Consider the following 20,724-nt stretch of genomic DNA (forward strand, 5'->3'; position numbering starts at 1 on the left):
CTTACGCTTATCAATGGGCGGGGCGCAGGGGCGGTTCCGCCTTGGCCGTCGATCACGCAGGGTTTACGGGTGAGCGATGCGCTCCCTGATCGCCGCCTCCGCCCTGATGGCCTTGCTGGCCGCCTGCACCGCCTCGCCGCAAGCGGCGCCGGATGAGGCCGAGGTCGCGGGCGCCGTCTGCGACGTGCCGGGCGACCTGCGCCCCGCCCGCCCCTATCGCATTCCGCAGGACGAGGCGGCGCCGGACGTGCCGGTCGCCTTCAACATGCTGGCCGTCAGCTGGTCGCCGCAGGCGTGCCGCAGCGGCAAGGACTATCCCGACGCCCGCTATCAGTGCGCCGGCAACCAGTTCGGCCTGACCCTGCACGGGCTGTGGCCCAACGGCGCCGACAACCGGCACCCGCGCTATTGCGCCGCGCCCGGCCCGGCCATTCCGGTCGAGACGGTGCGGCGGCATTTCTGCATGACGCCCTCGCCCAGCCTGCAACAGCATGAGTGGGCGGCGCACGGCACCTGCGGCTGGGACAGCCCAGAGGCCTATTTCGCGCAAGCCGCCCGGATGTGGAACGGACTGAACAAGCCGGACCTCGAGGCCATCCCGGCCCAGCGCCTGACGGCGGGCGCGATCCGCGACGCCTTTGCGGCGGCCAATCCGGGCTTCCCGCGCGAGGGCGTCTTCATCGCCACCACCGACGGATGGTTCCGCGAGGCGCGGTTCTGCTACTCGAAGGACTATCGGCCGATGCGTTGTCCGCGCGGCCTGGGCGCGCCGGACCGGACGCGGCTGAAGCTGGCGCCCCGGGGCGGCGGCGGCGTGCAAACGGGCGGTTAACCAAAGCGGGCCAAGGCTGTTCCGCAGCGATCCGCCGCTGTTCCGCCCGAGGCCGTCATGTCGACCATGCTGACCCAGTCCCGTCGCCGTTCCAGCGATCACTTCATGCCTGAAGACATGGAGCCGCAGGAGCAGCGCCGCCTGCGCGGCCTGCTGGATCAGATCGACTACGCCGCCTATGTGGCCAACCGCGAACTGATCGGCCACGCCCTGAGCCACGTCGATGTCGGCGCCTTTCAGAAGCTGGCCGTGCTGACGGCGCAGGCGCGGGCGCGGTGGGCCGCCGAGGCTGTGCGGCTGGCCGAATCCGGCGCCCCGGCCACGCCCGATCAGGTGGCGCGCCTGACCGCAGCCCGCACCGCCTATGACGAGTTGAGCGAGGTCTATGACGGCCTGCGCCGCTTGGTCGAGCGGGGCTATCTGCCGCTGAAATAGCCCCTGCGCCGCGTCAGTCCAGCTTGCGCGGGCGGGTGACGATGGGGGCGTTCGGGTCGGTCGGAACCGGGCGGGCTTCAGTCGGCGGCGGGCCTTCGACCTGAACCGGCGCCGGAGGCGTTGAGGGCGAGACGGCGGGCGGCGTCACCACCACCGGAGCGGGGGCAGGCGCCTGAACGGAAGGCGGCTGAATCGCGGGCGCGGGCGTCGGCGGAATTTGAGGCCGGGCGGCTGGCGGCGGCGATGACGGCCGGGGCTGGGACGCAGCTTGCGGCGCAGGTTGAGGACGCGGCGGCGCCGGACGGGTTTCAGCAGACGGCGCCGGCGTTTCACGCGCGGGCGCGGCGACGGCGGGCGGCGGGGGCGGCGCCTCGACAGGCGCGACCGGAGCGACGGCGGCGGGCGCGGCCTCGATCGGCGCGGCGGGCGGCGGCGGTTCGGAGGCGTCGCGGTCGGCGCGGGTCAGCATCCAGGCGGCCGCCGCCAGCAGGGCGACAACGGCGACGCCGATATAGAGCGGCCGACGCGAGCGCGCCGGGCGTTTCGATGCGGCGACCGGCGCCGCGTGGACGGGAGACGCCTCAGGCGCGGGCGCGGCAGGCGAAGAATCGACGGCGGGCGCAGCGACTTCAGGCACGACCTCAGACGACGCGGGCGCGAGAGCTGGCGTCGGCGCCGGAGCCACGGTCGGCGCCGCCACAGCGTCAGGTGTGATCGGCGGTTGAGGCGCAGGTTGCGGTGCGGGCTGGGGCGCGGCCGGTTGGGGCGCGACGGGCGCTGCGGCGTCAGGGCGACGGCGCGGGACCATCGAACCCGCCAGCACGTTCGACGCCGCCGCCGGACGCGGCGCGCTCAGGGGTTGGCCTGACGGTTGGGGGCGCCCCTGTGGCTGTTGGCCCTGTCGAGGCTGGTTCGCCTTGGGAAAGGGCGGCATGGCGTTCAGGCGCGCCATCGCCTCGGAGCGCGGCAGGGGACCGACGTGGAAGGCGGACTGAGGCGGGCGACCCCAGGTGATCTGGCCCCGACGGAAGGGCTCGGGCGTCTGTTCCGGCGTAGGAGCGTCGGTCGGCTGGGGCGTGTCGTCGGCGTCGGACATTCGGTCTCCGGCGCCCGGCCGGGCGCGCATCAGGTCGAAAAGGCGATAGAGGACGAAACGGTGAGCGTCGAGTTCGGCGCTTTCGTGGCCCTCAGTTCTTCAGACGATAGCCGGTCTTGAAGATCCAGCCCACCACCGCCAGACAGGCGAAGAAGAAGCCCAGCGTCGCCAGCAGGCTGATCTGAACGCTGACGTCCCCCACGCCGTAGAAGGCCCAGCGGAAGCCCGAGATCAGATAGACAACCGGGTTGAACAGGGCGAGCGTGCGCCAGCCCTCGGGCAACATGTCGATCGAATAGAAGGCGCCGCCCAGGAAGGTCAGGGGCGTGACGATCAGCATGGGCACGAACTGCAACTGCTCGAAATTCTGCGCCCAGACCCCGATGATGAAGCCGAACAGGGCGAAGGTGGTCGAGATCAGGATCAGGAAGGCCAGCATCCAGAAGGGGTGCAATATCTGCAACGGCACGAAGAAGGCCGCCGTCGCCAGGATGATGAGGCCGAGGATCGCCGACTTGGTCGCCGCCGCCCCGACATAGGCCAGCACGATCTCCAGCGGCGAGACGGGGGCGGACAGGATCTCGTAGATCGTGCCTGTAAACTTGGGGAAGTAGATGCCGAACGACGCATTGAAGATCGACTGGGTGAACAGGCTGAGCATGATCAGCCCCGGCACGATGAAGGCGCCGTAGGGGACGCCGTCCACCTCAGTCATGCGGCTGCCGATGGCGCCGCCGAAGACGACGAAATAGAGCGAGGTCGTGATGACGGGCGTCACCAGCGACTGCCACAGGGTGCGAAGGGCGCGCGCCATCTCGAAGCGGTAGATGGCCCAGACCCCGTATCCGTTGAAGCTCATCACGCGGCCTCCCGATCCTGATGGACCAGGCCGACGAAGATGTCCTCGAGCGAGCTCTGGCGGGTGCTGAGATCCTTGAAGCCGATGCCCAGGTCCGACAGGCGGCGCATCAGGGACGGGACGCCGGTGCGCTCGGCGTTGGAATCGAAGACGTATTCGATCTCGCCGCCGTCGTTCTTAAGCGTCAGAGACCAGTCGGCCAGTTCGGGCGGCAGGGCGGCCAGCGGCTCCTGCAGGTTCAGGGTCAGGGTCTTCTTGCCCAGCTTCTGCATCAGGTCGGCGGTCTTCTCGACCAGGATCAGCTCGCCCTTGAGGATGACGCCGACGCGATCGGCCATCTCCTCCGCTTCCTCGATGTAGTGGGTGGTCAGGATGATGGTCACGCCGCGATCGCGCAGCCGACGCACCAGCGCCCACATGTCGCGGCGCAGCTCGACGTCGACGCCCGCCGTGGGTTCGTCGAGGAAGAGGATGTCAGGCTCGTGGCTGAGAGCCTTGGCGATCATGACGCGGCGCTTCATCCCGCCGGACAAGGTCATGATCTTGGCGTCCTTCTTGTCCCACAGGGAAAGGTCGCGAAGGATCTGTTCGACATGGGCCGGGTTCGGCGCCTTGCCGAACAGGCCCCGGCTGAAGGTCACGGTGGCCCAGACGGTCTCGAAGGCGTCGGTGGTCAGTTCCTGCGGCACCAGACCGATGCGGGTGCGGGCGGCGCGGTAGTCCTTCTGGATGTCGTGGCCGTCGGCGAGGATGGTCCCGCTGGACGGGGTGACGATGCCGCAGACGATGGAGATCATCGTCGTCTTGCCCGCCCCGTTCGGACCCAGAAGAGCGAAGATCTCGCCCTTCTCGATCTGCAGATCGACGCGCTTGAGGGCCTGATGGCCGGACTTGTAGGTCTTGGTCAGACCTTCGATGGAAATGACGGCTGGCATGGAGCCCCTCCCGGCTTCGGGGATCGCAGATAGGCAGGCGCCCGGCCTGTCTCAAGGCGCCCCTGCGTCAAAATCGCCCGGGCGCAGCTTGACGCAGGGTCCGCTTTATCTTGCCGCAGGGTCAGCGCCGGACACTTTCAGGCCGCATTTCTTTCACTCTACACGCTCTGCACGCCCCTGCGCCGGTTGACCCGAAGCGGTGCGCCGTCCATCACCCTTAACCAGCGGAATGATCTGGAAGAGGCGGCGTATCCATGGGACTGGCGGCGAATATCCGGCGTGACATCAAGTTCGCTGGCGGGCTGTTCAGGCTTCTGAAGCGCATCAAGCCCATCACCCTCGACAGCGACGTCCTGGCCTGTGACGACATCGAGGAGGCGGTCGACAAGTTCGGTCCCAACATCGCCGTCGAGGACGAAACCCGCAAACTGACCTATCGCGAGTTCGAGGCCCTGGCGAACCGCTACGCCAACTGGGCCAAGAGCCGTAATCTGAAGCGCAGCGACGTCATCGCCCTGGTGATGCACAACCGCGTGGAATACGTCGCCGCCTGGTTCGGCTTCTCAAAGGTCGGGGTGGCCACCGCCCTGATCAACAACAATCTGACCGGCGCGGCCCTGGCCCACTGTCTGACCATTTCGACCGCCTTCAACGTGGTGACGGACGAGGACTGCTGGCAGGCGGTCGAGGATGCACGCGGCCTGATCGACCGCAATCTGATGATCTGGGTCCACGGCCTGGGCAAGCAGAACGAGACGAACGAGCGCCGCGATCTGGACAACGCCGTGCGCAGCGCCTCGTCGGTGCGGCCCGACCGCACGCTGCGTCAGGGCATGACCAACCGCGACACGGCCCTTTATATCTACACCTCGGGCACGACCGGCCTGCCCAAGGCGGCGCGGATGCCGCATTCACGGGTGCGGACCTATATGCGCGCCTTCGCCGGCGCCACGGCTTCGACGCCGATGGACGCCCTGTTCAACGTCCTGCCGCTGTATCACTCGACCGGGGGTCTGGTCGGCGTCGGCTCGGTGCTGCTGAACGGCGGGCGGATGGTGACGCGGCGGCGCTTCTCGGCCACCCATTTCTGGCCCGATGTGAAGGCCACGGGCGCGACCATGTTCGTCTATATCGGCGAGCTGTGCCGCTATCTGGTCAACAGCCCCGAGCACCCGGATGAGCGTGACCACAAGCTGAGGCTGGCCTTCGGCAACGGCCTGCGCCCCGATGTCTGGCCCGAGTTCCAGAGCCGGTTCCGCATCAAGGACATCCTTGAGTTCTACGGCTCGACCGAGGGCAATGTCTCCCTGTTCAACTTCGACGGCAAGGCGGGCGCCATCGGCCGGGTGCCGGGCTTCCTGAAGTCGCAGATCAACATCCGCCTGATCGCCCTGGACCCGGAAACGGGCGAGCCGCTGCGCGGGCCGACCGGCCTGTGCGTGCCCGTCGCCGCCGGCGAGACGGGCGAGGCCATCGGCCAGATCGGCACCGACATCCGCCACGACTTCTCGGGCTATGCCGACAAGAAGGCGTCGGAGAAGAAGATCCTGAGCGACGTCTTCAAGAAGGGCGACCGCTGGTTCCGCACCGGCGACCTGATGCGTCAGGACCGCGAGGGCTATATCTATTTCATGGACCGGCTGGGCGACACCTTCCGCTGGAAGGGCGAGAACGTCTCGACCGCCGAGGTCGAGCAGCGCCTGTCCGAGGCGCCCGGCGTGCAGGAAGTCATCGCCTATGGCGTCGAGGTTCCGGGCCAGGAGGGCAAGGCGGGCATGGTCGGCCTGGTGCTGGACGAAAAGTTCGACGCCGCCGCCTTCGCCGCCTGGACCGACGCGCAGTTGCCGACCTATGCGCGGCCGGTGTTCGTGCGGATGCTGAAGTCGGCCGACACCACCGGAACGTTCAAATACCGCAAGGTCGATCTGGTCGCCGACGGCTTCGATCCGGAAAAGGTCGACGGCCCTATCTGGGTGCGCGGCGGCAAGGCCGGATACCAGAAGCTGACCGCCAAGGCGCGCGAGGCGATCCTGAGCGGCGCGACGCGGCTGTAAGGCAGCGCCGCCCTTCTCCCTCCCCGTCCCGGGGAGGGAGAAAGTTGAGCGCTTTTTGTGCCGAACCGGGATTCCTGAAACGCGCCCTTAAGCATTAACGACGATAACCGGCGTCCTGAGCCTTTTTCACGTGCAGGACACCCGCGCCCGTCATGTTCCAGATCATCGGCATCGTCCTGCTGTTCGTCATGGTGTTCGGCAGCTTCCTGCTGCACGGCGGCAAGATGGCGACGATCCTCTATTCGCTGCCCTATGAGCTGATGGCCATCTTCGGGGCGGGGATCGCGGCCTTTCTGATCGCCAACAGCATGGGCGTCATCAAGGGATCGCTGGCTGGGCTGGGCAAGTGCTTCGCCGGGCCGAAGTGGAAGAAGCAGGACTACAAAGACCTGCTGGGCCTGCTGTTCCAGCTGACGCGGACGATGAAGTCCAAGGGCGTGATCGCCCTGGAAAGCCACATCGAAAAGCCCGCCGAAAGCGCCATCTTCCAGAAATACCCCAAGGTGCTGAAGGACCACTTCGCCACCGACTTCATCTGCGACACCCTGCGGATGATGACCATGAACCTCGAGGATCCGCACCAGATCGAGGACGCCATGGAAAAGCAGCTGGAGAAACACCACCACGAGGCGCTGGGCCCGGCGCACGCCCTGCAGACACTGGCCGACGGCCTGCCCGCGCTGGGCATCGTCGCGGCCGTGCTGGGCATCATCAAGACCATGGGATCGATCACCGAGCCGCCGGAGATTCTGGGCGGCATGATCGGCGGCGCCCTGGTCGGCACCTTCCTGGGCGTCTTTCTGGCCTATGGTCTGGTCGGGCCGTTCGCCTCGCGCCTGAAGGCCATCATCGACGAGGAAGCCGCCTATTACCGCATCATCCAGTCGGTGCTGGTGGCCCACCTGCACGGCAATGCGGCGCAGATTTCGGTCGAGATCGGCCGCGGCGACATCCCCTCGTCGGCCCAGCCGTCCTTCCTGGAAATGGAAGAAGCCCTGGCCGGAGCGACCGCCGACGCCTGATTCCGGCGCAAAACAGCCAAGCTTCGAATGGGCGGAACAGGCTGAAAGCCCGCTGCGCCGGGGTTCTTCACGAACGCGTGAGAAATCGCTTGCACTCATGCTCACGAACCCGTTATCTCCCCTCCAGCGAGGTTCATGGTCTCGCTTTACCTTCTGAAGGAAGAAACCTATGCGCATCACCGCTCTGATCGCCGCTTCGGCCGCCGCTCTGGCCCTGGCTGCTTGCCAACCCGCCGCCACCGACAAGGCTGAAGACGCCGCTGCCGACGCGACCGCCGCTGCCGACACCGCTGCCGACGCCGCTGCTACGGCTGACGCCGCCGCCACCGACGCTGCCGCCGCTGCTGGCGAAGCCGCTGGCGAAGCCGCCAAGGCTGACGCCGCTGCTCCGGCTGCTGACGCCGCCGCCGCTCCGGCTGCTGCTCCGGCTGCCCCGGCTGCCTAAGACTTTACAGTCTTAAATCGCGGCCTCACGGCCGTGATGGAGAAAGGGATCGTCTTCGGACGGTCCCTTTTTTCTTGCCCGTTTTCTGATGCGCTTCCGTCGGGAAGCCGGGGCCGATAGACCAGCCGTCATGACTGACGCTCCTGCCTCCGCACTGCCTGACGACGACGCTTCGCCCCGGTTGATGTGGGCCGAGGATGGATCGCCGCGATCCGGACGGTTCGGCGATGTCTATTTCTCCAAGGACGATGGCCTGGCCGAGACGCGCGCCGTCTTTCTTGAGGGCTGCGGCCTGCCGGGCGCATGGGCCGGACGATCCGTCTTCACCGTGGGCGAACTGGGCTTCGGCACCGGGCTGAACATCATCGCCCTGCTGGACCTGTGGCGGCGCGAGCGACCGGAAGGGTCGCGACTGAAGGTCTTCTCCATCGAGGGCTTTCCGCTGACGCGCGAAGAGGCGGCGCGGGCGCTGGCCGCATGGCCCGAACTGGCCGAGACGGCCGCAGGCGTGCTGGATGTCTGGCCCGCCGGAACGCCCGGTTTTTACCGACTGGACCTGCCCCAATGGGGCGCGACCATCAATCTGGCCGTCGGCGACGCCCGGTGGGCGCTGGAGCAATGGTCGGGCGCGGCGGACGCCTGGTTCCTGGATGGATTTTCGCCTGCGCTGAACCCCGGCATGTGGTCGCCGGAGATCATGGCGCTGGTCGCGGCGCGGTCACGGCCGGGCGCGCGGCTGGCCACCTTCACCGTCGCCGGAGCCGTACGGCGCGGACTGGCCGAGCATGGCTTCACCGTCGAGAAGAAGCCCGGTCATGGCCGCAAGCGCGAACGGCTTGAAGCCCGCATGGCGGGCGAAGCAGCCGCCGAAGCGCGCCCGCACGTCGCCGTCATCGGCGCCGGGATCGCGGGCGCCGCGACCGCCCGCGCCCTGATCGCCGAGGGCGCGCGCGTCACCGTCATCGAGGCCGAGGGCGTGGGCGCCGGAGCCTCGGGCTTTCCGGCGTCGCTGGTCACGCCCCGGCTGGACGCGGGCGACGCCCTGATCGCGGGGCTGCACGCCCAGGCGCTGAACCGCGCGGGCGACCTGTATCGCGCCCTGCCCGGCGCCGTGGTCGCGCAAGGGGTGTTGCAACTGGAGCAGGCGCCGCGCGACGCCGCTCGCTTCGACAAGATCGCCGCCCAGACCCTGTGGCCCGACGGCGCCATGCAGAGGCTGGACGCCGCCGCCTGTTCTGCGCGGCTGGGCGAGCCGACAACGCGGGGCGGGCTGATGATGGGGCAGGCGCTGGCCGTGCGCTCCGACGCCATACTGGAGCCGTGGCTGGCGGCCGCCGCGCGGATCGACGCGCGGGCGGAAAAGCTGGAGCCGACGGCAGAGGGCTGGCGCGTGCTGGGTCAGGACGGCGTCGTTCTGATCAAGGCGGATGCTGTGGTGCTGGCGGCGGGTTGGGGCGCGGCGACGCTGGAGCCGGACCTGCCGCTGTCGCCTGTCGCGGGACAGGCCGACTGGATCGAGACGGGCGACGAGCGCGACGCTGTCCCGGCGGCCTGGGGCGGCTATGCGACGCCGACGGGGCGCGGGATGCTCTATGGCGCCACCCATGATCGGGCAGTGACGGCGCCCATCGTCGCCGATGAGGCCAGCGCCCGCAACCGCACCGCCCTTGCCGCCGCCCTGCCCGCCCGCCACGCGATGGTCGAGCAGGCGCCGCCGTCTGCGCATGGCCGCCGCGTGGCGGTGCGCGCGACCACGCCGGACCGCCTGCCGCTGTGCGGCGCATGGGCGCCCGGCCTTTATGTGCTGACGGGTCTGGGATCGCGAGGGTTCTGCGTCGCCCCCCTGCTGGGCGAGCATCTGGCGGCGACGATCACCGGCCGGCCCTCGCCCCTGCCGAGGGACATGGCGCAGCGGCTGGATCCGCGTCGCCATGACCCGCAACCCGCAATCCAGCCGGGCGTTTAGGCGACGCAGCTGACGGGAAAGGTTCATCGGGCGGGGTTAGACTGTCCCGCTTTCTCTGACACGACATGGAGTTTCACCATGCAGATTCGCCTTCTCGCCATCACGGCCATCGCCGGCGCCATGACGGCCTGCGCGCCGGTCCAGAGTCCCGACGGGACCGCTGCAACGGCCACGGCGTCTGCGCCGCGCAAATGCATTTTCCAGAACGATGTCCGTAGCTTCCGCGTCTCACGCGATGAGCGGAACGTCTATGTGCGCGGGCTGGACAAGACCGTCTATCGCCTGTCGGTCATGGGGTCGTGCCCTGAGCTGGACACCACTTTAGCGATCGGTTTCGCACCGATGGGCGGGGTGAACAGCCTGTGCACGGGCGACTATACAAGGCTGGTGGTCGGCGGCTCGCCCTCGGCCATGCCGTGCAATGTGCGCATGGTCGGCGCCCTGACCGAAGATGAGCTTGCCGCCCTGCCGGAACGCGACCGCCCCTGAGCGGCAGATTACTTATGCGTAATTGCGAAGGAGTCGTTTGAGCGCGGATCACGGAGCGTCTAAGTAGCGTTGCTATGCCCGCGACGCCGGACAGAAGGTTGGCGCGCGCCCAGACTGTACGCTCAACCTTTCCAGGATATCTGCCCGTGCCGATCTTTCGACGCGTTCCGGCCCGCCTGAGCCCCTCGGCGACCCTGACGGCTGCTCCCCTGACGGCTGTTCTGGCGATCGCCGCAAGCCTGACCCTGGCCGCGTGCGGCGGGCATGGCGATGACAAGCAGAAACCCGACGGCGCCTCGCGTCAGACGGTCAGCGCAGCGACGGCGACCTCGGTCGCCCTGCCCCGCACCGTGGTCGCATCCGGCACCGTCTCGGCCTGGGAAGAGGTGCCGGTCGGCGCCGAAACCGGGGGGCTGACCGCCGTCGCCCTCTATGTCGACGAAGGCTCCTATGTCCGTCAGGGCCAGCCTCTGGTGCAGATGAACGACGTCCTGCTGAAGGCCCAGTTGCAGCAGCAGCAGGCGATGGTCCAGACCGCCGAGGCCAATGTCGCCCGCGACGACGCCGCCCTGTCCCGCGCGCAGGAACTGAAAGCACGCGGCTTCCTCAGCCAGGCCTCGCTGGATACGGCCCTGGCCAACCAGCGGGCCTCGGCGGCGAATCTGGCCTCGGCCCGCGCCTCCATGTCCGAGACGCAGACCCGTCTGTCGCAGGCCACCATCCGCGCGCCGGTCAGCGGCCTGATCATCAGCCGCAGCGTCACCAAGGGCCAGATCATCAGCGCCGGAACCGAGCTGTTCCGCATGGTGCGCGACGGCCGTCTGGAGCTGGACGCCCAGGTGCCGGAGACCGAACTGCCGCTGATCCAGGCCGGTCAGAGCGCGGCCATCACCTCCAGCCAGGCCGGATCGACCACCGGCACGGTCCGCATCGTCACGCCGGAGGTCGATCCGCAGACCCGTCTGGGTCTGGCGCGGATCAGCCTGTCGCCCGGCAGCGCGCTGAAACCCGGCATGTTCGCCCGCGCCGCCATCGAGGCGGGCGCCCGGCCGGCGACCGTGGTGCCGACCGACTCCGTCCTTTACCGCAGCAACAAGTCGGGCGTGTTCGTGCTGAACGCCGACTCCTCGGTGCGCTTCGTTCCGGTGACGATGCTGTCGCGCAATGATGACCAGACCTCGGTCGAGGGGCTGGAGGCCGGGGTGCGCGTGGTTGTGGCGGGGGCGGGCTTCCTGAACGACGGGGACAGGGTGACAGTGGCTGCGCCGAAACCGGCGGCTGCCGCAGCGCCCGCTGCTCCGGCTGCGGCCGCAGCCAAGAAATAAGGCCCGGCCATGCATCAGATTTCCGCCTGGGCGATCAAGAACCCCATCCCCATCATTCTGCTGTTCCTGCTGCTGACGCTGGGCGGGGTGACCGGCTTCGCCGGGATGCGGATCAACAACAACCCCGACATCGACTTCCCGCTGGTCGCGGTCACGGCCGCGCGCCCCGGCGCCGCCCCGACCGAAATGGAGGTGCAGGTCACGCGGGTGATCGAGGATTCGATCGCCGGCCTGTCGGGCGTGCGCCACATCTATTCCAACGTCTCGGACGGGGTGTCCTCGACCACCATCGAGTTCGAACTGGGCACCGACACCGAGCGCGCCACCAACGACGTGCGCAACGCCATGAGCGGCGTGCGCGCCAGCCTGCCCCAGGACATGCAGGAGCCGACGGTCCAGCGCATCGACATCACCGGCGACGCCCTGATCACCTATGTCGTCCGCTCGCCCACGATGACGCCGGAACAGATCAGCTGGTTCATCGACAATGAGGTCAGCCGCGCCCTGCTGGCGCTGGGCGGCGTCGGCGAGGTCAACCGCTCGGGCGGGGTGGATCGCGAAATCCGCGTCGAACTGGATCCGCAACGCCTCAGCGCCTATGGCGTGACGGCGGCGCAGGTCAGTCAGGCCCTGACCAACGTCAACAACAACCTGCCGGGCGGACGCGTCACCATCGCCGGGTCCGAGCGCGCCGTTCGGACGCTGGGCGCCGCAGGTTCGGTCGAACAGCTGCGCGAGACGCTGGTGCCCGTCGGCGACGGCAAGAGCGTGCGTCTGGGCGATCTGGGCACGGTCGTCGACAAATGGGGCGAGCCGCGCCGTCTGGCCCGCTACAACGGTCAGGAGGCCGTGACCTTCAACTTCCTGCGCTCACGCGAGGCCAGCGAGGTGAAGATCGCTGAAAAGGTCCGCGCCGAAGTCGCCAAGATCGAAAAGGCCCACCCCGACCTGACCATCGAACAGGTCACGTCCAGCGTGAAATACATCGAGGAATCCTACCTCGCCTCGCTGGAGGCGCTGATCCTCGGCGCCGTGCTGGCGGTCATCGTGGTGTGGATCTTCCTGCGCGACTGGCGGGCGACCCTGATCGCGGCGACGGCCATGCCGATGTCGCTGATCCCGACCTTCGCCATTCTGGGGCCGATGGACCAGTCGCTGAACGTGGTGACGCTGCTGGCCCTGTCGCTGACGATCGGCATTCTGGTCGACGACGCCATCGTCGAGATCGAGAACATCGTCCGGCACATGCGCGACGGCAAGCCGCCCTATGACGCCGCCTTCGAAGCCGCCGACGAGATCGGCCTGGCGGTCGTGGCGACGACCGGCACCATCATCGCCGTGTTCGCGCCCGTGGGCTTCATGCCCGGCATCATCGGCCAGTTCTTCAAGGCCTTTGCGCTGGCCGCCTGCATCAGCGTCTTCTTCTCGCTGGTGGTGGCGCGCCTGCTGACGCCGCTGATGGCCGCCTATATGCTGAAACACAGCCACCATGAGGACAAGGATCCGTTCTGGATGGGCGGCTATCTGCGCGCACTGAAATGGTGCCTGCGCTACCGCTGGATCGTCTTCGTGATGGGCGGCGCCTTCCTGTTCGGCTCGATCTTCCTGTCGGTTGCCGCCAAGATGTCATTCGAGTTCATGTCGCCCGCCGACGAAGGCCGCGCGGCCTTCCAGATCGAGCTGCCGCCCGGTTCGACCCTGCGCCAGACCGACGCCGTGGTGCAGCAGGTGACGCGGACACTGAACGACCGGCCGGAGGTCGTCTCGGTCTACGCCGCCATCGGCGGACAATCGGTCAACCAGGCCAATGTCTATGCAGACCTGACGCCCAAGGGTAAGCGCGACCTGAGCCAGCAGGCTTTCGCCCGCACCATGGTCGATGAGCTGAAGCAGATCCCCGGCGCCCGCATCCGCGCCGGCATCGCCCAGCAGGGCGGCGGCCCCGGTGACGGCACCAGCTACACCTTCTCCATCCTGGGCGACGATCCGGCCACGCTGGAGGCCGCCGCCCGCAAGGTGGAGGCCGAGATGCGGGGGGTGCCGGGTCTGGCCAATGTGGTCAACACCGCCGCCATCGCCCGCCCTGAAATCCTGGTCACGCCGCGACCGGACGAAGCCGCCCTGCTGGGCGTCTCGGCCGGAGCCATATCCCAGGCCGTACGCGTCGCCACCATCGGCGACGTCGACCAGAACCTGCCCAAATACAATCTGGGCGACCGGCAGATCCCGATCCGCCTGCAGCTGACCGAGGCCGCGCGTGAAGACCTGAACGTGCTGGAGACGCTGCGCGTGCCGACGGCCTCGGGCGCCTCGGTGCCGCTGAGCGCCGTGGCCGATATCGAGTTCGGCGCAGGTCCGGCCACGGTCAGCCGTCAGGACCGCTCGCGCATCGCCTCGATCACCGCCGAACTGGACGGCACGACCACCGGCGCGGCGGGTCAGGCGGTCAACAGACTGGCCTCGGTCAAGGACCTGCCGACAGGCGTGCGCCAGGTGCCCGCCGGGGACGCCGAGTTCATTCAGGAGATGCTGGTCGGCTTCGGCATCGCCTTCATCTCGGGCATTCTGCTGATGTATGCGGTGCTGACCCTGCTGTTCAAAAGCTTCGCCTATCCGGTCACCATCATGGCGGCCCTGCCCCTGGCCATCGGGGGCGCCTTCATCGCCCTGGTGATCGCGGGCAAGAGCTTCTCCATGTCGGCCCTGATCGGGGTGCTGATGCTGATGGGGATCGCGGCCAAGAACTCCATCCTGCTGGTCGACTACATCATCATGGCCGAGAAGAGCGGGCTGAGCCGCTTTGACGCCATCATGGACGCCGCCCACAAGCGGGCGCGACCGATCCTGATGACCACCTTCGCCATGGGGGCAGGCATGGTGCCCATCGCCATCGGCTGGGGCGCCGACGTCGAGTTCCGCTCGCCCATGGCCGTGGCCGTGCTGGGGGGGCTGATCTCTTCGACCTTCCTGTCGCTGCTCTACATCCCGGCGGTGTTCACCATCGTCGACGATATCGCGGGCTTCGGACGCCGGATGCTGCACCGGATGTTCGCCGGGCAGAAGAAGATGGCGGGCGAGAACTACACGCCCGCCGAGTAAGGCGAGATCCACGTCTGAATGAGGAAAGCCCCGGTCAGCAAGGCCGGGGGCTTTTTTCGTGGGTGTAGGCGCGCGCTTTTCCCTCCCCGTCCTGGGGAGGGTGGTCGACGCAAAGCGGAGACCGGGTGGGGAGCGCCAGGCGATCCTGGCCCCCGTCGCGATCCCCGCCTCAGCATCCCGCCCAGGGTGCCTGAATAGCATTGCCGCCCCCACCCGCTTTCGCCCTTTCGGGCTCAACCACCCTCCCCGGGACGAGGAGGGATGGGGTTGCGCGGAATGGAAAAGGGCGGGCCGGACTGCTCCGACCCGCCCTCTGTTTTCAGACGTTCCGCTGGATCAGTAGCGGACGCGCAGGGTCACGCCATAGGTGCGCGGCTGGCCCATGAAGGCGTTGTAGGTCTGGGTGTCCAGCGCCGGATTGTAATAGGTGCCGTTCGGCTGAACCGTCGTCTGGAAGGCCGAGCCCTGCAGCGGGGCGTTGATGGCCACCTGCATGTATTCCTCGTCCGTCAGGTTCTGACCCCACAGGTCCACCGCCCAACGCTCGTCTTCCGAACCCAGGGTGATGCGGCCGTTCAGCAGGGTCATGGAACCCTGCATCTTGTAGGGCAGCAGGTCCGACCCGGTGTTGAACTCGGTCGAGTATTTGGCCGACAGGTTCATGCCGATCTTCAGACCCGAACCGATCGAACGGTCGAAGGCCATCGAGGCCGAGGCCGACCATTCCGGCGCGAAGGAGGCGCGGGCGCCCGGCAGCAGTGACAGTTGCGGGAAGTTGCCCGGGTTGGTCAGATCTGAAGCGACGAAGTGGCCATATTTGGTGTCGGCGTAGGTCACGCCGCCCGAGAAGGACAGGCCCTCGACCGGAGTAAACCACACGAAGTCGGCGTCGACGCCCTTGGTCGTGACCTCGGGGATCGACTCGACCACGAAGGCCGTGCCGAGGAAGGTGTTGAGCTGGAAGTCCTCGAACGTCTGATGGAAGTAGGTGACGTTCAGCAGAACCGAGCGGTTGAACAGGGTGTTCTTCAAGCCGACTTCATAGCTGTCGACCGTCTCGGACGGGAACAGGAGGGAGGCGTTGGGCATGATGCCCGTTTGCACCCGGTCCATGTTGTAGCCGAACGACTTGTAGCCGCGCGCATAGGAGGCGTAGCCCATCACGCTGCTGTTGAAGCGATAGCTGCCCTTGATGGTGCCGCTGAGCTCGCCGTTGTCGTGGCTTTCCGAAATGCCGCGGTTGTCGAACAGGGGATTGGCCCAGGGCAGGCAGATGGTGCCCACCAGGGTCGAGGCCAGGCCCTGGATTTCAGCCGGCGTCAGCGTGGGATTGGCGATGCCGATGGCGCCGCCGATCGCCGCCGCATTGCCGATGGCGCCGCCGCAGGCCGCGCCGTTGGTTCCAACGTTGTCCTGAAGCCCGATCAGGCGCTTGTCGTCCAGGGTGTAGCGCAGGCCCAGGGTGACATCGAACTTGTCGGTCACATGCCAGGAATTGTTGGTGAAGAAGGCCAGCGACTTGGTCGTCTGGCTGTAGTTGTCGCGCACGCCGTGGCCGACGCCGAAGCCCGGCCCTGTCGGCGCGGTCGCTCCGGTCAGACAGCCGACGATGCCCATGGGCGATGCGCCCGGTCCGGTCACGCAATTCACCGCCGCCGGATTGGTCAGATTCAGCCGCGACCCCAGCAGCAGCGACAGATAGGGGGTGTAGCCTGCGCCGTACCAATAACTGTCGGCGCGGGCGATGTTCTCCTGGGTGGCGAAGACACCGAAAAGCCAGTCGAGGCGGTCGGTGGCGCCCGCCAGGCGGAACTCCTGGGTCAGGTTCTCAAGCTCGAAGCCGTAGCCGCCGTCGTTCTGGCGATAGAGCAGGTCAGCCGTCGAATAGTCGAGGTCCATGCCGTTGACGCCCGACCAGTTCCGCCAGGAGCTGAGCGAGGTGAAGGTGGCGTTCCACGACGGAATGTCGATGTTGGCCTCAACCGACAGCCCCATGTCTTCCATCGTCTGGCCGGTGCCGCGGTTGGCGTAGGCCGTGCGCGAGAAGGGCAGTTTGCCGTAGCCCGGCGCGGGCGGCGTCTGCTGGCCGCCGACAGCCGCGATGATCGGATAGGTCGGACCGGTGCGAATCTGGGTCGAGACGCAGCAGTATTCATCGCGCTTCGAATAGTCGGCGATCACGCGGATCGACACGTCGTCCGACGGCAGGATCAGCAACTGGCCGCGGGCCGTCCAGAAGTCCTGGTTCTGGTCGTCGGTTTCCTGACGCGGTCCGGGGCCGGTGATGACGTCATAGAAGCCGTCACGCTCGCGCTTGGCCATATAGAGGCGCCCGGCGATCTTGTCGGTGAGCGGACCGGTGACAGCGCCCGCCAGACCCCAGGCGCCGAAATTGCCGTAGGTGGCCTCGGCGCTGAAGCCGGGGGTGAAGGACGGCGCCTCGGTGATGATGTTGATGACGCCCGCCGAGGTGTTCTTGCCGAACAGGGTGCCCTGCGGCCCCTTCAGCACCTCGATGCGGCTGAGTTCGCCCAGATCGCCGAAGCCGACGCCGTTGCGCGAGCGGTAGACGCCGTCGATGACCACGCCGACCGAGCTTTCCAGACCGGGGTTGTCGCCCACGGTGCCGACGCCGCGGATACGGGCGGTGGTGGCGGTTTCAGACTGGGTCGAGGTGACGGTCATGCCCGGCGTCAGGATCTGCAGGTCCTTGATGTCGCGCACCCCGGCGCCGTCCAGCGCTTCGGACGACAGGGTCGTCACCACGATCGGCACGTCCTGCAGGCTCTGTTCACGCTTCTGGGCAGTGACGATGATGTCGTCGACCGTGGTGGGGCCGTCCTGGGCGGCGGCCGCCCCGGCGAAACCGAATGCCGCGACGCCGACAACGGCGACCGATGCGGTGCAGCGGAGGATGTGGTTCAAACGCATTAGGCGGCTCCCCGACTCTATGGGCCCGACCGCATTTCGCGGCCGTGCGCGATTCCTGTCCCTGATGACCCGCGCTCCTTGAACGGCGCGGGTTCTCAATCAAAAGGGGTAATCCATGGTCGAGTCACCGACAAGGATACGCCACTTGAGGAACGATAATTTCACCCAAGCCCGCCCTAACTGTGGCTGGAAAGAGACAAATATACTGACGTTAGGTCAATGTTACCGACGATCAGTTAGCCGAAGCGACTGATTTTTCATCGCGTCTTTTCTTACGCCGTCTCTCTGCGAGGGCGAGAATCATGACCGCTGCGAGCGCCGAAAGCACCGATCCGCCGATCACGCCCAGCTTCACTTCGATCTGCTCAACGGAGTCCACCGCGCCGGGGAAGGCCAGGACGCCGATGAACAGGCTCATGGTGAAGCCGATGCCGCACAGCAGGCTGACGCCATACAGCTGCATCCAGCCCGCGCCCGACGGCTTGTCGCCCAGACCCAGCTTGACCGCCAGCCAGGCCACGCCGAAGACGCCCGCCTGCTTGCCGATGAAGAGGCCCAGGGCGATGGCAATGACCAGCGGGGCGAAGGCCTGCTCCAGCGACAGGCCCGCAAACGACACGCCCGCCTTGGCGAAGGCGAACAGCGGCAGGACCAGCCAGGCCACGTAGGGGTGCAGGTCGTGCATGGCGTCCTTGAGCGGGCTCTGGGACGTCTCGCGGCGCGGATTGACCGGCACGATCAGGGCGAAGGCCACAGCCGTCAACGATGTCGACAGCCCCGACAGCACCGTCAGATACCAGACGGCGGCGAAGCCCAGCACCCAGAAGGCGGCGGCCATGCGGCGACGGCCCAGCACGGCGAAGACGGCGATGACGCCCAGCGCCGCCAGCAGCGGAACCCACTGAACGCCCTGACTGAACAGAATGGCGATAAGGGCGATGGCGCCCAGGTCATCGACAATGGCCAGCGTCAGCAGGAAGACACGCAGGGACGACGGCAGATTGCGCCCCACCATGGCGAAGACGGCCAGGGCGAAGGCGATGTCGGTGGCCAGTGGAATAGGCCAGCCCTGATGCGGTCCGCCCAGCGCCCCGGCGACCGCCAGATAGACCAGCCCCGGAACCGCCATCCCGCCCAGCGCCGCCAGAATGGGCAGGGCCAGCTTTTTGGGATTGCTCAGTTCGCCCTTGAGGATTTCGTATTTGATCTCCAGCCCGACGACGAGGAAGAAGACGGCCATCAGGCCTTCCTTGATCCAGTCGGACACCGTCTCTTCAAGCCGCAGCGGGCCGATCTGGACGGCGTGGACGCTCTTCAGCCAGCCGAAATAGTCGGCCGACCATGGCGAGTTGGCGACGATCAGGGCGGCGATGGCGGCGAAGCCGAGGACGGCGCCTGAACCGGCCTCTGTCTTTAGAAAGGCGAGCGTGTGTTTTCTGGCCACGAAGGTCTCCGAAACTTTGAGATGGTCTGTCGTGGCGTCAGGTTATCGACGGACGCCGGACCGGATTCGCACGCAGAAGCGGCGCCAGCCTGACCTCGGGATCGGATCGCGCGAGGCCTGATGTCTGCTGGTGAAAATACGGATCGGCGCAGAAGGTTCAACCCTGCCGCGCCCGATCGGCCCCGCGGTTGCGAAATGCGCGCCGAAGGGGCATCTGCCGCGCATGCCCGTCTCCCCCGCCTATCGCCCCGCACCCCGCTTTTTTGAACTGGGCGCCGACTACGGCGACGCCGTGAAGTCGGCCGACTTCCCGCAGACCACCTTGCGCCTGCGCAACGACCGCGCGGCGGCGACGGTAGGGCTGGAGACATTGAGCGACGCCGAATGGATCGCCCACTTCGGCCGGTTCGAGCCCCTGCCCGGCCAGCCCGGCCCCGTGGCCATGCGCTATCACGGCCACCAGTTCCGCGTTTACAACCCCGAGATCGGCGACGGGCGTGGGTTTCTGGCGGCCCAGATGCGGGAAGTCCCTCAAGCAGCCTTGCTCCGCGAGCAAGGCGATAGGGACAACAAACGCGCTCAAGCAGCGAGCGACCGCGTCGAGAGCGATAGCGCTCTTCCAGGTCGACTTCTCGACCTGGGAACAAAGGGCTCGGGCCAGACGCCGTGGTCCCGTCATGCGGACGGGCGGCTGACGCTGAAGGGCGGGGTGCGCGAGGCGCTGGCGGCCGCCATGCTTGAAAGCCTCGGTGTTCCCACCTGCCGCATCCTGTCGCTGATCGAGACGGGCGAGAATCTGGAGCGGCACGACGAGCCGTCGCCGACGCGATCGGCGGTCATGGTGCGGCTGTCGCACAGCCATATCCGCTTCGGGACGTTCCAGCGCGCGGCCTACTATGGGCGCAGGGACCAGATCGAGACGCTGATGGAGCACGCCCGCAGCCTGTATCATCCGGCTGTGGCGCCGGGCGACGCGGCGGGCTTTCTGGGCGCGGTGGTCGAGGCCTCGGCGGCGCTGACGGCGAAATGGATCGCGGCGGGCTTCGTCCACGGGGTGCTGAACACCGACAATCTGAACGTCACGGGCGAGAGCTTCGATTACGGCCCGTGGCGCTTCCTGCCCCACTATGAGCCGGGCTTCACCGCCGCCTATTTCGACCAGAACGGCCTCTACGCCTTCGCGCGCCAGCCCGAGGCGGTGTTCTGGAACCTGACCCAGCTGGCGGGCTGTCTGAAGCTGATCGCCGAGCCGGAGCCGCTGGCGGCGGCGCTGAACGCCTTCGGTCCGGCCTATATCCGCCATCTGCGGGCGGCCTTCCTGAACCGGCTGGGCGTGCAGAGCCTGGGCGAGGCGGCGGACCAGCGGCTGCTGGACGCGACGCTGGCCCTCGCGCGCGAGAAGAAGGAGGCCCTGCGCTGGGAGCCGGTCTTCTTCGACTGGTTCGGCGGGTTCAGCTCGGCGGCGCGGGCGCTGGGCGGGGTGCGCGGCAAGACCTATCAGGGCGAGGCCTTCGACGCCTTCCGCTTCGCCCTGATGGAGCATGAGCCGGATCGCCCCGAGCGGCTGGAGCACCCCATGTTCGCCGCGCCCGAACCCGAAGAGATGCTGATCGACGAGGTCGAGGCCCTGTGGAGCGCCGTCGACACCGCCGACGACTGGGCGCCCCTGAAGGCCAAACTGGCGCGGCTGGAGGCGGCGCGGGAGGCGTGGGATTTATAGCCGCCGAGACCATCCCGCCCGTCATCCCGGGACAGGCCCGGGGATGACGCATCAAAAGTCGTGTGGGCACGG

15 protein-coding genes are annotated in these 20,724 nt (G+C 67.6%); 10 read left to right on the forward strand and 5 right to left on the reverse strand.

The annotated features are described in order from the left end of the window. The first annotated feature begins 76 nt into the window (after window positions 1–76). Both ACORJG_RS13340 and ACORJG_RS13345 read left to right on the forward strand, forming a co-directional pair. Entirely contained in the window at window positions 77–832 is a 756-nt protein-coding gene (locus ACORJG_RS13340; protein WP_427789708.1) for a ribonuclease T2 family protein, read from the forward strand. A gap of 57 nt (window positions 833–889) precedes the next feature. Beyond that, window positions 890–1,267 carry a hypothetical protein gene (locus tag ACORJG_RS13345; protein ID WP_427789710.1) on the forward strand — a complete coding sequence of 126 codons (378 nt, stop codon included), beginning with the start codon at window positions 890–892 and terminating at the stop codon, window positions 1,265–1,267. 13 nt (window positions 1,268–1,280) lie between these two features. On the opposite strand, the gene ACORJG_RS13350 is transcribed toward ACORJG_RS13345, so the two are convergent. The 3 genes from ACORJG_RS13350 to ACORJG_RS13360 all read right to left on the reverse strand — a co-directional run bounded on the left by ACORJG_RS13350 (window position 1,281) and on the right by ACORJG_RS13360 (window position 4,157). Further along, window positions 1,281–2,363: a hypothetical protein gene (locus tag ACORJG_RS13350; protein WP_427789712.1), complete on the reverse strand. Its 1,083-nt coding sequence runs from the start codon at window positions 2,361–2,363 to the stop codon at window positions 1,281–1,283. Between the two features lie 91 nt (window positions 2,364–2,454). Further along, window positions 2,455–3,222: an ABC transporter permease gene (locus ACORJG_RS13355; protein ID WP_427789714.1), complete on the reverse strand. Its 768-nt coding sequence runs from the start codon at window positions 3,220–3,222 to the stop codon at window positions 2,455–2,457. Then, window positions 3,222–4,157 (reverse strand): ABC transporter ATP-binding protein, encoded by a 936-nt coding sequence (locus tag ACORJG_RS13360; RefSeq protein ID WP_303698069.1) that lies wholly within the window; start codon window positions 4,155–4,157, stop codon window positions 3,222–3,224. The genes ACORJG_RS13355 and ACORJG_RS13360 overlap by 1 nt, the downstream gene beginning before the upstream one ends. A gap of 254 nt (window positions 4,158–4,411) precedes the next feature. Between ACORJG_RS13360 and ACORJG_RS13365 the strand changes: the two genes are divergently transcribed. The 7 genes from ACORJG_RS13365 (at window position 4,412) to ACORJG_RS13395 (ending at window position 14,557) form a co-directional block, all read left to right on the forward strand. Further along, a complete protein-coding gene (locus tag ACORJG_RS13365) occupies window positions 4,412–6,211 on the forward strand; it encodes a long-chain-acyl-CoA synthetase (protein WP_427789716.1) in 1,800 nt (599 codons plus the stop codon). Between the two features lie 152 nt (window positions 6,212–6,363). Then, entirely contained in the window at window positions 6,364–7,233 is an 870-nt protein-coding gene (gene motA / locus ACORJG_RS13370; protein ID WP_427789718.1) for a flagellar motor stator protein MotA, read from the forward strand. A 169-nt stretch (window positions 7,234–7,402) separates the two neighbouring features. Then, window positions 7,403–7,678 (forward strand): hypothetical protein, encoded by a 276-nt coding sequence (locus ACORJG_RS13375; protein ID WP_025977723.1) that lies wholly within the window; start codon window positions 7,403–7,405, stop codon window positions 7,676–7,678. A 130-nt stretch (window positions 7,679–7,808) separates the two neighbouring features. Further along, window positions 7,809–9,644: an FAD-dependent 5-carboxymethylaminomethyl-2-thiouridine(34) oxidoreductase MnmC gene (gene mnmC / locus ACORJG_RS13380; protein WP_427789720.1), complete on the forward strand. Its 1,836-nt coding sequence runs from the start codon at window positions 7,809–7,811 to the stop codon at window positions 9,642–9,644. Between the two features lie 78 nt (window positions 9,645–9,722). Then, the gene (locus ACORJG_RS13385; protein ID WP_427789722.1) at window positions 9,723–10,133 is read left to right on the forward strand and encodes a DUF6491 family protein; all 411 of its coding nucleotides are present in this window, start codon (window positions 9,723–9,725) and stop codon (window positions 10,131–10,133) included. Window positions 10,134–10,279: 146 nt separating this feature from the next. Beyond that, window positions 10,280–11,458, forward strand: coding sequence for an efflux RND transporter periplasmic adaptor subunit (locus ACORJG_RS13390; RefSeq protein WP_427789724.1), 1,179 nt, complete (start codon window positions 10,280–10,282; stop codon window positions 11,456–11,458). A gap of 9 nt (window positions 11,459–11,467) precedes the next feature. Beyond that, entirely contained in the window at window positions 11,468–14,557 is a 3,090-nt protein-coding gene (locus ACORJG_RS13395; protein WP_427789726.1) for an efflux RND transporter permease subunit, read from the forward strand. 336 nt (window positions 14,558–14,893) lie between these two features. Here ACORJG_RS13395 and ACORJG_RS13400 read toward each other — a convergent pair whose 3' ends face one another. Together ACORJG_RS13400 and nhaA are read right to left on the reverse strand one after the other, a co-directional pair. Beyond that, window positions 14,894–17,488 (reverse strand): TonB-dependent receptor, encoded by a 2,595-nt coding sequence (locus ACORJG_RS13400; protein ID WP_427789728.1) that lies wholly within the window; start codon window positions 17,486–17,488, stop codon window positions 14,894–14,896. A 232-nt stretch (window positions 17,489–17,720) separates the two neighbouring features. Then, entirely contained in the window at window positions 17,721–18,932 is a 1,212-nt protein-coding gene (gene nhaA, locus ACORJG_RS13405) for a Na+/H+ antiporter NhaA (protein WP_427789730.1), read from the reverse strand. Between the two features lie 223 nt (window positions 18,933–19,155). Between nhaA and ACORJG_RS13410 the strand changes: the two genes are divergently transcribed. Continuing rightward, complete coding sequence (locus ACORJG_RS13410; RefSeq protein ID WP_427789732.1) at window positions 19,156–20,652, forward strand: protein adenylyltransferase SelO family protein; 1,497 nt, start codon at window positions 19,156–19,158, stop codon at window positions 20,650–20,652. The last annotated feature ends 72 nt before the right edge of the window (window positions 20,653–20,724 follow it).

Source organism: Brevundimonas diminuta, from assembly GCF_050310045.1.
Lineage (GTDB): Bacteria > Pseudomonadota > Alphaproteobacteria > Caulobacterales > Caulobacteraceae > Brevundimonas > Brevundimonas diminuta_F.

Coding starts and splice junctions, on each gene's coding strand:
- ACORJG_RS13345 (WP_427789710.1), top strand. CDS start 890: ATGTCGACCATGCTGACCCAGTCCCGTCGCCGTTCCAGCGATCACTTC.
- motA (WP_427789718.1), top strand. CDS start 6,364: ATGTTCCAGATCATCGGCATCGTCCTGCTGTTCGTCATGGTGTTCGGC.
- ACORJG_RS13375 (WP_025977723.1), top strand. CDS start 7,403: ATGCGCATCACCGCTCTGATCGCCGCTTCGGCCGCCGCTCTGGCCCTG.
- ACORJG_RS13350 (WP_427789712.1), bottom strand. CDS start 2,363: ATGTCCGACGCCGACGACACGCCCCAGCCGACCGACGCTCCTACGCCG.
- ACORJG_RS13385 (WP_427789722.1), top strand. CDS start 9,723: ATGCAGATTCGCCTTCTCGCCATCACGGCCATCGCCGGCGCCATGACG.
- ACORJG_RS13360 (WP_303698069.1), bottom strand. CDS start 4,157: ATGCCAGCCGTCATTTCCATCGAAGGTCTGACCAAGACCTACAAGTCC.
- ACORJG_RS13365 (WP_427789716.1), top strand. CDS start 4,412: ATGGGACTGGCGGCGAATATCCGGCGTGACATCAAGTTCGCTGGCGGG.
- mnmC (WP_427789720.1), top strand. CDS start 7,809: ATGACTGACGCTCCTGCCTCCGCACTGCCTGACGACGACGCTTCGCCC.
- ACORJG_RS13395 (WP_427789726.1), top strand. CDS start 11,468: ATGCATCAGATTTCCGCCTGGGCGATCAAGAACCCCATCCCCATCATT.
- ACORJG_RS13355 (WP_427789714.1), bottom strand. CDS start 3,222: ATGAGCTTCAACGGATACGGGGTCTGGGCCATCTACCGCTTCGAGATG.
- ACORJG_RS13340 (WP_427789708.1), top strand. CDS start 77: ATGCGCTCCCTGATCGCCGCCTCCGCCCTGATGGCCTTGCTGGCCGCC.
- ACORJG_RS13410 (WP_427789732.1), top strand. CDS start 19,156: ATGCCCGTCTCCCCCGCCTATCGCCCCGCACCCCGCTTTTTTGAACTG.
- ACORJG_RS13400 (WP_427789728.1), bottom strand. CDS start 17,488: ATGCGTTTGAACCACATCCTCCGCTGCACCGCATCGGTCGCCGTTGTC.